An 11,266-nucleotide genomic window follows, 5' to 3' on the forward strand; every position below is an offset into this window, starting at 1 on the left:
GGACACACATGTCAGATTTAAAAACGATGATCGAAAACGCATGGGACAACCGCGATAGCATTAGCCCAAGCACAGTATCAAGCGACGTAAAACAAGCTATTATCGACGCACTTGATTTACTTGATAGCGGCGCAGCACGCGTTGCTGAAAAAATATCAGGTGAATGGGTTGTACACCAGTGGCTTAAAAAAGCAGTGTTACTGTCGTTTCGTATTCGCGACAATCAACCAATGAACGACGGCGTAAATCAGTTTTACGACAAAGTACCGCTTAAATTTAGCGACTACACGCCAGAGCAATTTCAGCAAGGCGGTATGCGCGTAGTACCAAACGCTGTAGCACGTAAAGGCAGCTTTGTAGGTAAAAACGTAGTACTTATGCCATCGTATGTAAATATTGGCGCATACGTTGACGACGGCACCATGGTTGATACATGGGCGACTGTAGGCTCGTGTGCACAAATTGGTAAGAACGTACATTTATCAGGTGGCGTTGGCATAGGCGGCGTTTTAGAGCCTCTACAAGCTAACCCAACTATCATTGAAGATAACTGTTTTATTGGCGCTCGTTCGGAAATTGTTGAAGGGGTAATTGTTGAAGAAGGCGCAGTTATTTCAATGGGTGTTTACATCAGCCAAAGTACCCGTATTTATGACCGCGAAACTGGCGAAATTTATTACGGCCGCGTACCAGCAGGCGCTGTAGTTGTTCCTGGTGCACTACCGTCAAAAGATGGCACTCACAGCCTTTATGCTGCAATCATCGTGAAAAAAGTAGATAAACAAACACGTGAAAAAGTAGGCATAAACGCCCTACTACGCTCAATTGATGAGTAATAGTCGGTTGGGTTGAGTGAAACGAAACCCAACGATACATTGAAGTTAAGTGTTTTAGCTAAATTTTAATTGTATATAGAAAGCTCTAAGCCCTTTTAATAGGGCTTTTCACTTAAGGCGTTGCTGTCAAGTTTTCTAATACGGACTTCACCCCGCAATTTTTCATTAATCTTGATGTTAAGGATTGCATTAAATGATCCACATTAGTTAGTGAACTAAAGTCACCACCATTCTGTGAACAGTGAAATTTCAAATATCTAAAAAATGATTTTTTTATCAATTTACCTGGAAAACAAATTGATAAACACTCGCCTTTTAAATGACTTTGATTGAAATAAGTTAAGCATCTTTGTATGGTGACTCCCATCTCACTAGTCAATTGCATGGTTAGTTTATTTACTTTATTTGAGCAAATTCCCCAATTATCCCTATTTTGGACGATATCAGTCTCACCCCAACCTTTTTTTTCTTGCATATAGTTTTTTTGATAATAGAAAAGAACTGCGATAAGTTCGGATAGCTCCTCTTCCCAGTTTTTGGTAAGTTCATCAAGACTAAGCCATTGACTCACTTCATCTATAGTTGAATTAGATAGGCTAGCAAAAAGTGGAGCTAAAACATCAACTGAGAAATAATAGTTTTCAATACTATAAACTTCTAATGGAACTATTCTTTTGTCTAACAAGTCAATATTCGGGTCATCAAAATCTCTGTCAAGGACTACTTTGACACTAACATTAGGCTTCTCTTGCAGCCAGCACAGTATATTCGGTTTACCACCTCCAGAACCTATTATTGGCTTATCAAACTGAAAGCCATAATCTTTAAGTTGAGATAACAGCTCACTAAAAATTGGTTTATCACAATCCCCTTCAACTACAATATAAAATCCATTTGTATCCATTTCAGCTGCTTTAAATACATCTGCTGATGTGTAATTAAGTCCATTACTCATCATAAGAGTAGCACTCCAAGATATTGATCATTAAAGCATTTTCAGGGATTACAGCTGGGGAGTGAGTGGCTACTATTATCTGCATTTCAGGTGAAATCTCGTTAATAGCTGGAATAATTTTCCTCTGCCATTCAAGATGTAAGCTTAACTCAGGCTCATCCGCTATAAATAATGTACTTTTACTAACGGCTGATAAACATACCCGCGCTAATATTGCTAAAATATGTTTTTCTCCTGATGATAGCTCATGAAATTGAACAACTTTTCCATTAAAGCGGATTTCAAAATTTCCAGAAGTACCTAATCTAAATTTTTTATTCTTCGTCAAAAAGGTATTCATTTGCGATTCAAATGATCGAAAGGGAGATAACGCCATGTCCTTTTTCTTCTGAGCTTTTTTAATATCCTCGATAGCATGACTGAATTTTCGATTAAATTTAATTGAAGCTAAACACCTAAAGTAAGCCTTAGAATACTCTTCATTTAAACTAATCAATTTGGTACTCTCTATCTCTTTCCCTCCACTCTGAGCTTGTTGTAAAGCTCTTGATGTCTCTAAAACATCTTCTTGAGTTTCTCTCCATATAGAAAAGTGTCGCTCTACTTTTTTTGTACTAATGGTTATGTTGGCATCTTCGATATCATTAATTACCTGCTCTTTCTGTTCTTCGGTATAATCCGATACACTGCCACTGTCGGTCAAGGCTCTAAGAACTTCCATATCCTGCTTTATTGATGCATCACTATCAGTAAATAGTAGATGTTCGAACATTTTGGACTTTAACTTCTCTAATTCAACGCCAACTTTTGAGTTAGCTGAGCCATAGCGACCAACAAACTCTTCCTGTAAATCAGATAACATCTGTACATAAGGATCGTTTCCACCTTCAATATTTCTCAATCTTCTTTTGGCTACAACAGACTCATGCCCTCTAAGTAAAGGTACATAAGTAGCAGCTAATATTGATTCTATTAATATTTTCACTCGATAAGATGAAATATTAAAACCTTCGTCATCAAGCGATATTGTTATTGAGTCACCTTTTTTTATAGGTAAATCAATTTCAGGTACGGTTCTTAGAAATGCAACTCGAGAAAGTGTACCTCGTTCACATTTAGGTGTAAGACCTACATGAAAGTTATATGTAATTTCATTATCAGTCCTACTAGCAGTAAACATCTTAGAAGGTCTTTTGTTACCTTCTTTAAGTGTATAAATAGTTATAGACGAAAATTTAATTTTTTTAAGGTACTCCAACTGACAATTCAAAGTACCAACTAAAAGGTTTATAAATACTGTCTTTCCTGACCCATTAACACCATGTATACAATTAACATTATTACTCAATTCCATTTCCAGCTGTGTTTTTGAATCAAATAATCCTTTCACAACGGCTCTCTTTAAATAGACTTCCATGAACCTCACCTTATTTTAATAAACAATTTGGAATTGATTTTACTCTTTTAGTTATAAAATATATAAATATTTTTATATTAGAAGGATAATAATTAGATAGGTACTAGCTAATATTTTTCTACTATAGATCATTCTCCCAAAACCAAAAAAGCACTTATAAAAATAAGTGCTTTTTTGGTTTGCTCAATTAGTGTGGTTTACAGCGCGTTAAATACGTCGTCTGTTTTAGCTGCGCAAATAAAATCGTTTTTGTGTAGGCCTTTAATTGAATGGCTCCACCATGTAACCGTTACTTTGCCCCACTCGGTTAATAAACCTGGGTGATGGCCTTCGTCTTCTGCCATGTCGCCTACTTTGTTAGTAAACGCGATAGCTTGCTTAAAGTTTTTAAATTTATAAACACGCTCAAGCTGCATAATGCCGTCGCGTACTTCTGGTACCCAGTCTGGGATTTTAGTAATTAATTGTGCTAACTCTTCGTCAGATACTTTTGGCGCATCTACGTGACAGGCTTCGCATTTTTGTGCACTTAATGAAGACATTCTAAATCCTTACTTTTAGCTTTTTTAGCATTAATGTTTAACTGGCTAATTTTTCTTTTGGTGGAAATTTTGGGTCGTGCAAGCCAAGCTCTTTAGCTCGCTCAACCAAAGTCATAATATCCATTTGCGATATATCAAACAGATCATGAATCGAATTTATGGTGTAGTACTGTGGCTGCATAATATCAATACGGTACGGCGTACGCAGTACATCAAGCACATTCATTGGGCTGATTTCTGGCGTGTTTGAGTATACGTACTGAGTTTCACCTGGGCTTGATAAAATACCGCCGCCGTAAATACGCAGGCCGTCTTCGGTTTGCATTAAACCAAATTCAACTGTAAACCAGTATATACGCGCAAGGTATACACGGTCCTTTTTCTGCGCTGCGTAACCTAATTGCCCGTACTTGTGCGTAAACTCGGCAAAGTCAGGGTTAGTTAGCATGGCGCAATGGCCAAATATTTCATGAAAAATATCTGGCTCTTGTAGGTAGTCAAATTCTTCGCGGCTACGAATAAATGTAGCTACCGGAAACTGCTTGTTTGCTAGTAATCTAAAAAACTCATCAAAGTCGATAAGCGCAGGTACTGGCGCTACTTGCCAACCGGTAGTGGCTAATAACACTTCGTTTAGTTCGCTTAACTGCGGAATACGATCGTGCGGCAGGTTAATCTTTTTTAACCCTTGCATGTACTCGTTGCAGGCTTTGCCTTTAATGCATTCAAGTTGACGCGCTACAAGCTCAGACCAAATTTTATTTTCTTCATCACTCCAGTGTATAACACCATTTTCGTCTGGTGTTTTGGATGTGTATTTACTTGCTTTAGCCATAAGTACCTTCTTGGGTGTGAGCCCTAAATCGGTGTCAGTGTGATACTCAAACCTATTGAATATCGAATGACCCCATACTATGCAAAAGTGAAGAAAAGTTTAATAGATAGGCTAACATCAGTATTTGTCGCGATCACTCAGATCGTAAAGTTAAAATTACACCTGTGGCACATTAAAAATACAGGTCATCAAATAAAGGCCTACAGCTTATTTTTATGTGTACATAATTAAATACACCTAGCCAATATTAGTAAAAGCTTGGTCTAAATCACTAATAATGTCATTAACATCTTCAAGCCCAACCGAGAGTCTGATCAGCCCATCACTTATTCCAGCAGCGGCTCGCTCCTCTGGCGTATAAGGCGAGTGAGTCATAGATGCAGGATGCTGAATCAGTGTTTCAGCGTCGCCGAGACTTACTGCAAGTGTACAAAGTTTCATACTATCAATAAATTGTGCGCCATCTTGTAGCGTGCCTTTTATTTCAAATGCAATAACACCACCAGCGGCTTTCATTTGGTTACCAATAAACTTATGACCTGGGTGCGATTTAAGCCCTGGGTAATATACGGTACTTACTTGTGGGTGCGCTTCTAGATATTCGGCTATTGTTTGTGCACTCTGACAATGGCGTTCTATTCTAATGGCGAGTGTTTTTAGGCCTCGATTAATTAGCCATGCATCGTGCGGGCTTATGGTTGCACCAATATCCTTTAGTACGGTCATTTTAATAAGCGTTATATGCTCAAGCGATCCACATACAATACCCGCTACTACGTCTCCGTGGCCGTTTAAGTACTTGGTCGCACTGTGCATTATAATGTCGATACCGTATTTTTTTGGTGATTGCAGTAGCGGCGTTAAAAAGGTGTTGTCGACCACACTAATTAAGTTGTGCTCTTTAGCAACTGCGCCAATGAGTGCCAAATCAATAACCGCCATAGTGGGGTTGATTGGCGTTTCTACAAATATCATTTTTGAATTAGGTTTGATGGCAGCGCATAGTTCGTCCTCGTTGGTCATATCAACAAACGTGACTTCAATTCCCCAGCGCGGCAACATATGCGAGAAAAACGCAAAGGTACAACCATACAAAGCACTTGAGGCAACAAGGTGATCTCCTTGCGATAAAAAGCTCAGTACTGAGGCAGATACGGCCCCCATACCTGTTGCGGTTGCAGCAGCTGCTTCACAGCTCTCTAGTTGAGCAACTTTTTGTTCAAGCTCTGTGGTTGTAGGGTTTCCTAAGCGCGTATAAATATAGCCAGGTTCGTCGCCTGCAAAACGCGCAGCACCTTGAGCGGCATTTTCAAAATGAAAGGTAGAGGTTTGATACAAAGGAGAAGTGAGTGCGCCGTGCGGGTCGTTTGCTTTTTGTGGTCCGTGAATACACTGGGTGTTTATATGATGCTTGCTCATTGTAGGCTCATTTTTTGATTATTATGTTTTTGCGATTCAACAATCAAAACGTATGCGCTTACAAACAGCAAGCATGCCGGATGCTCAGATGGCTATTTGTGTAAAAACCGTGCAGCGCACGTTTGTACACAAATATTGCCACTACCTTTACTACGTTGGTTCCGCCTTTTTGCGGCTCATAATTTTACCTGCGATGCTTTGCACAGTGCCTTTTAGTAAGCTGCGCTTGTTTTCAAGCCTTGGTAATGGGCGACTAAGCTCCATTGCTTTGTAACCAATACGCGCTGTAAAAATACCAGCACTAACCCCTTGCGCTGCCCGCCCCGAAAGCTTACCTAAAAGCTCAGCACTTAGTGCAGTTGCAGCAAGGTCAGATACAAGCTCTGCACTGCCAACAAACATTACTTGTTTTATCAACATGCGGTATAACTTTATACGGCTCGCGTAGCCAAAACCAATGCCGTAAATTTTACCAATTTGTTCTATTAACTTAGTACCGCGCCAAAGCACAGCCATCATATCCACCAGCGCAAGTGGGCTTAAGGCAACTAGCAGTGCAGATTCAGTCGCAAAACGATTTATAAGCTTTTTAGCTTTGGTGTCTTGAGTTACTAATAAACTATTGGCGTACAGTGTCATTATTTCTTTGTCGCTGTGATGCATCGATACTTGGTTTTTAAAGATTTCAAAGTTATCAAGCTCTTGGTGTTTATTGAGCTTTTCGAGCCAAGGTAATGCACCACCTACTTGCTCACTATTTAAAAGCCTGTCGGCTTCAACTCGATGTAATTGGTTACGCTTTAAACTGCGCAGCATTCGGTACTCTCGCCACAATAAGCGGCCTATTAGCAGTACGCCACTTACAACCGCAGTTAAATAAACACTGCCTAAAATAATTGACTGCTCGAAAGCAAATAATAACGAGTACGCAAATTCTAAAAGCACCAGTACTATAAAACTAATAGCAAAAACACCTTTGAGCGTTTGCCACTTTGACTTTTTGTACACAGGCTCCAGATCTATTTCTGGCTCTAGTGCTTCATCTTCAAGTTCTTCGTAATCACTTTGCCCGTGTTGAATAATTTTTGCAGGTGCTAAAACGGGTTCGTTTTGTTCAATGCTTTGCGTATCTATGCGACGCCCTGCTTGAAATGTTTGGTTTGACTCACTCATGTTAATTTGTCTCCTAGCAGGTACTGCATGACATGATCTAATCGAATATGTTTTAGTTGTTTATCGGGGCTCGGCATTGGAGAAAACGATAAAAACTCAAATCCCTGTGCTGGCCACTCACTTTTATTAAGCATCCGCGAGGGAGGTTGCGGCGGTAAATAGGTAAGCCAATCAGGCTCGTGTAATGGTTTACCGTAAATGCAGTCAAGCGTTAGGCCTTTGTCAGTAATTTGGCGCGGCTGCGTTGCTGTAATTGACGACATGGCCATGGTTTCTATTTTTACACCATCAAACTTTAAATGATTACTTTGCTCATGCACGAGCGAATCAAGCAGTAGTGCTAAATCTTTATGATGCTTTGCACTTATGTGATCGGATTTATTAGCTGCAAATAATATTTTGTCTATGTTTGGCTTAAATAAACGTTTAAAAAAGCCTGATTCACCATAGTTAAAGTGTGCAAGTAATTGGTTTATTACACTGCTTTGCTCTTGAAGGGTTTCGTGCCCTTCGTTTAATGCACTAAGTACATCTACAAGTACGATTTGGCGATCAAAGTGCCTAAAATGCTCATTATAAAATGGTTTTACAACTTCTTTTATATAGGCGTTAAAGCGCTTAATTAAATGCGCTAAATTAGAACCCGCAACGACATCGTCACTATTTACTTCACCCGATACCGGAAAAAACAATAACAATGGCGCCCCTTGTAAGTCGCCAGGCATGAGCATACGCCCTGGTTGTAGCATGGCAAGTTTGGTGTCTTTTTTAAGCCCTACTAACATGCTTTGATAAAGCTGAGCAATATGAGCCAGTGCGTTTTCATCTACAGGTGCATTTAAATCAAGTTGCTCAACGGCTGCTAGAAAATCACTTGATGTATTTACACGCGAAGGCTGAGTTAATAACGGATATTGCTGCTCGCACCATTGAGAATAGCTTTGCTCAAGCATAGGTAAATCAAGGAGCCATTCCCCCGGGTAGTCAATAATATCTAAATAAAGTGTTGATTGCGGCGAAAAGTGACCACGCAGTCCCGCATTACTTTGATACTTTATTGCCAAACGTAGTGTATTAATTCGCTCGGTTGATGCAGGCCATGTGGGCATCCCATCGCTAGGTAATAATGAATTTAGCGCGCGCGTATAATTAAATGTAGGGACTTTTAACGCCTCTTGCGGCACAACTTTAGTGGCAACATGGCGGTGCTCGCGCATTACATCAAAAAAAGGTAAGTTTTTATCGTCCGCTTGGGTTGTTAAGTGTTTAACAAGCGCGGTAATAAAGGCTGTTTTACCACTACCACTTAGGCCAGTTACGGCAAGTTTTACGTGTTGGTCTAAACTGCGATGAAGGGCTTTTTGTGCTTTGCCTTTAATGCTTTTAAAGGTCTTTTTTGCAAATGATTGGCTCATAAAGTGTCTTGCACCTAATTTGCCGTAATTTATCACGTTGCAAATAAGGTGCTATTAAATCCTTTAAAGTTTGTTAATTTCACGGCTCACCGTAAACTCGCTTGAAGTTACATGGCGCTCCATATCTTGAAGGCGAGTATCTACACGCGTTAAACGCTCTTTTAAATCTTGCAATGCGCGGCGCGGTGGCTCGCCCTTTTGCCATACTTTAAATTTTACTTCTAGCGGATCGTCTGTTTTAGTTGAGCTTTTTGTTTGCGCTGTTGCGGGCTCTTTTTTATCTAAAATGAACCAGGCTGCAATATACGCTACCACAAATAATGGGCCACCCGTTAGCAGTACCGCACTAACAAATATAATGCGAACTAACCATAACTCCATATTAAAGTAGTCACTTAATCCCGCACATACTCCAGCTATTTTACCGCGTTGTGGGTCTCTTAATAATTCGCGTTTGGCACTCATACTTTGCGTCTCCATTGTGGTGACTCTTGATCAAGCAATGCTTCAAGTGTTTCAACTCTGTCTGCCATTTTTTCGGCTTTGTGTGCAAGCTCAAGTAACTGGCGATGTTCGTGTTCACTTAAACCTTGGCTTACTTGTTTTTTGCTACGGTAGTGTAAAATTAACCACAGCGGGGCAACAAAAATCATAAACATAACAAATGGAACAATTATTACCTCTGAATCAAACATAATCCTCTCCTGACAATCCGTTTTGATGTTTTTAAGCAGTGGGGCACTTTAAGTACCCCTTTATAAGTTATTTATCAGCTAGCTTCTTTTTAAGTTCGGCTAGCTCATCATCTATCTTTTCATTTTTTTGTAGATTAGCAATTTCGTCCGCTAACGTCTTTTTACCTAAATCGTAAGACTCAATTTGAGATTCTAGTCCATCAATTTTAGTTTCGTAACGTTCAAAGCGATTAAGTGCGTCTTCTACTTTTGAGCTATCAAGTGTCTTTTTCACTTCAAGGCGCGACTCAGCTGAACGCTGGCGAAGTATAATCGCTTTTTGACGAGATTTCGCATCTGCTAGTTTTTCTTGTAGCGTCGTTACTTCTTGTTGTAGTTTCTCAATATGAGACTCTACATGTTCAAGTTCACTCGCTACTGAAGCAACGGCATCTGCCGACTTTTGCTTTTCAAGTAGGGCTGAACGCGCTAAATCGTCGCGGTCTTTGCTTAAAGCCAGTTCGGCTTTATCTTGCCAATCACTTACCTGCGCTTTAAGTGTATCTAAGCGGCGTACAATTTCTTTTTTCTCAGCCAGTGTTTTAGCTGATGTAGAACGTACTTCAACAAGCGTATCTTCCATTTCTTGAATAATCAGACGAACCATTTTTTCTGGGTCTTCTGCTTTATCTAAAATGGCGTTGATATTAGAATTAACAATATCTGCAAAACGTGAAAAAATTCCCATAACATTTACCTCTGTAATTAAAACGTAGTTAGTCTGCTATAACTAGTATCAATATGCTTGCCAACTTTTTAAAAGTTAAAATACACTTTATTTTCATTACGTTAAACTAAATATACAAATTTCTTTAGTTATCCCTAATTATGAAATACACTAACTGTTAGTAAAAATGACCAAGAGTTAGGAAATATGAGCCAATATCGCCAACAGGATAATTTACTCGGCCAATCAGATAGCTTTCTGTCTGTACTCGATCAGGTATCGCAACTGGCTAATCTAGATAAACCGGTACTTATTATTGGTGAACGCGGCACAGGTAAAGAGTTAATAGCAGCACGCTTACACTTTTTATCAAAACGTTGGGATCAAAACTACGTAAAACTTAACTGTGCAGCGCTTAACGAAAACTTACTCGAAAGTGAGTTATTTGGCCACGAAAGCGGTGCTTTTACGGGGGCAAGTAAACGTCACGAAGGTCGTTTTGAACGCGCTAACAGTGGCACACTGTTTTTAGATGAATTAGCTAATACCTCAGCTATGGTACAAGAAAAACTGCTACGCGTTATAGAATACGGTGAGTTTGAACGTGTTGGCGGCAAACAAACTGTAAAAGTAGATACACGCTTAGTGTGTGCGACAAACGAAGACCTCCCTTATTTAGCTGAGCAAGGTGAATTTAGAAGTGACTTACTCGACCGTTTAGCCTTTGATGTAATTACCCTGCCACCACTGCGAGAACGTCAAGACGATATTATGCTTCTTGCTGAGCAGTTTGCGATGAATATGGCACGCGATTTAGAGTGGGAACTGTTTAGCGGTTTTACTCGAAGCGCAACAGAAACACTGCTTAGTTATGATTGGCCTGGTAATATTCGTGAACTTAAAAATGTGGTTGAACGCAGTTTGTATCGCCACGGTAGTGAACATATCCCCGTTCACCAGATTATTTTAGACCCATTCGATAGCCCATTTAGACCAAAAGCGCGCATAAAAGCACCTATAGCGGCTCAAACTGTTAATGCAGAGCCTATTGCTGTTGCGCCACCGATTGCTCAAGCAAGCAGTAATATAGCCGTTGATATTCAATTTCCATGTAGCTTAAAAGAGCGCTCAAACGACTTTGAAATAAACATGATTAATAAAGCGCTCGAACATAGCCAATTTAATCAAAAGAAAACTGCAGAAGTACTTGGTTTAACGTATCATCAATTACGTGGTTATCTTAAAAAATACAACTTGTTGGATCAACAATAGT

General features: G+C 39.6%; 12 protein-coding genes. 2 read left to right on the plus strand and 10 right to left on the minus strand.

Going from position 1 to position 11,266, the window contains the following annotated elements:
* Nucleotides 1-8 precede the first annotated feature (8 nt).
* The gene (dapD, locus tag BW142_RS07540) at nucleotides 9-836 is read left to right on the plus strand and encodes a 2,3,4,5-tetrahydropyridine-2,6-dicarboxylate N-succinyltransferase (protein ID WP_076924459.1); all 828 of its coding nucleotides are present in this window, start codon (nucleotides 9-11) and stop codon (nucleotides 834-836) included.
* A gap of 112 nt (nucleotides 837-948) precedes the next feature.
* Here the strand turns inward: dapD and BW142_RS07545 are convergent, their stop codons facing one another.
* From BW142_RS07545 to pspA, 10 genes are all read right to left on the minus strand, one after another.
* Nucleotides 949-1,794: a DUF4435 domain-containing protein gene (locus tag BW142_RS07545; protein WP_076924460.1), complete on the minus strand. Its 846-nt coding sequence runs from the start codon at nucleotides 1,792-1,794 to the stop codon at nucleotides 949-951.
* The gene (locus BW142_RS07550) at nucleotides 1,784-3,208 is read right to left on the minus strand and encodes an AAA family ATPase (protein WP_076924461.1); all 1,425 of its coding nucleotides are present in this window, start codon (nucleotides 3,206-3,208) and stop codon (nucleotides 1,784-1,786) included. Before BW142_RS07550 ends, BW142_RS07545 begins: the two co-directional genes overlap by 11 nt.
* A gap of 197 nt (nucleotides 3,209-3,405) precedes the next feature.
* The gene (locus BW142_RS07555) at nucleotides 3,406-3,750 is read right to left on the minus strand and encodes a 4a-hydroxytetrahydrobiopterin dehydratase (protein ID WP_002958326.1); all 345 of its coding nucleotides are present in this window, start codon (nucleotides 3,748-3,750) and stop codon (nucleotides 3,406-3,408) included.
* 37 nt (nucleotides 3,751-3,787) lie between these two features.
* Complete coding sequence (phhA, locus tag BW142_RS07560; RefSeq protein WP_076924462.1) at nucleotides 3,788-4,585, minus strand: phenylalanine 4-monooxygenase; 798 nt, start codon at nucleotides 4,583-4,585, stop codon at nucleotides 3,788-3,790.
* A gap of 237 nt (nucleotides 4,586-4,822) precedes the next feature.
* Nucleotides 4,823-6,004 carry a methionine gamma-lyase gene (gene megL / locus BW142_RS07565; RefSeq protein ID WP_076924463.1) on the minus strand — a complete coding sequence of 394 codons (1,182 nt, stop codon included), beginning with the start codon at nucleotides 6,002-6,004 and terminating at the stop codon, nucleotides 4,823-4,825.
* A gap of 150 nt (nucleotides 6,005-6,154) precedes the next feature.
* Nucleotides 6,155-7,177, minus strand: coding sequence for a TIGR01620 family protein (locus BW142_RS07570; protein ID WP_076924464.1), 1,023 nt, complete (start codon nucleotides 7,175-7,177; stop codon nucleotides 6,155-6,157).
* Nucleotides 7,174-8,592 carry a YcjX family protein gene (locus tag BW142_RS07575; RefSeq protein ID WP_076924509.1) on the minus strand — a complete coding sequence of 473 codons (1,419 nt, stop codon included), beginning with the start codon at nucleotides 8,590-8,592 and terminating at the stop codon, nucleotides 7,174-7,176. Before BW142_RS07575 ends, BW142_RS07570 begins: the two co-directional genes overlap by 4 nt.
* 63 nt (nucleotides 8,593-8,655) lie before the next feature.
* Nucleotides 8,656-9,057 (minus strand): envelope stress response membrane protein PspC, encoded by a 402-nt coding sequence (pspC, locus tag BW142_RS07580; RefSeq protein WP_024596503.1) that lies wholly within the window; start codon nucleotides 9,055-9,057, stop codon nucleotides 8,656-8,658.
* Entirely contained in the window at nucleotides 9,054-9,287 is a 234-nt protein-coding gene (pspB, locus tag BW142_RS07585) for an envelope stress response membrane protein PspB (protein WP_076924465.1), read from the minus strand. Before pspB ends, pspC begins: the two co-directional genes overlap by 4 nt.
* Before the next feature lie 67 nt (nucleotides 9,288-9,354).
* Nucleotides 9,355-10,014, minus strand: a complete 660-nt coding sequence (gene pspA, locus BW142_RS07590) for a phage shock protein PspA (protein ID WP_002958333.1) — start codon at nucleotides 10,012-10,014, stop codon at nucleotides 9,355-9,357.
* A 186-nt stretch (nucleotides 10,015-10,200) separates the two neighbouring features.
* Here pspA and pspF point away from each other — a divergent pair, with 186 nt between their 5' ends.
* Entirely contained in the window at nucleotides 10,201-11,265 is a 1,065-nt protein-coding gene (gene pspF / locus BW142_RS07595) for a phage shock protein operon transcriptional activator (protein WP_076924466.1), read from the plus strand.
* Nucleotide 11,266: the final 1 nt, after the last annotated feature.

Origin of the sequence: Pseudoalteromonas sp. EB27, from assembly GCF_001974875.1 — a bacterium.
Lineage (GTDB): Bacteria > Pseudomonadota > Gammaproteobacteria > Enterobacterales > Alteromonadaceae > Pseudoalteromonas.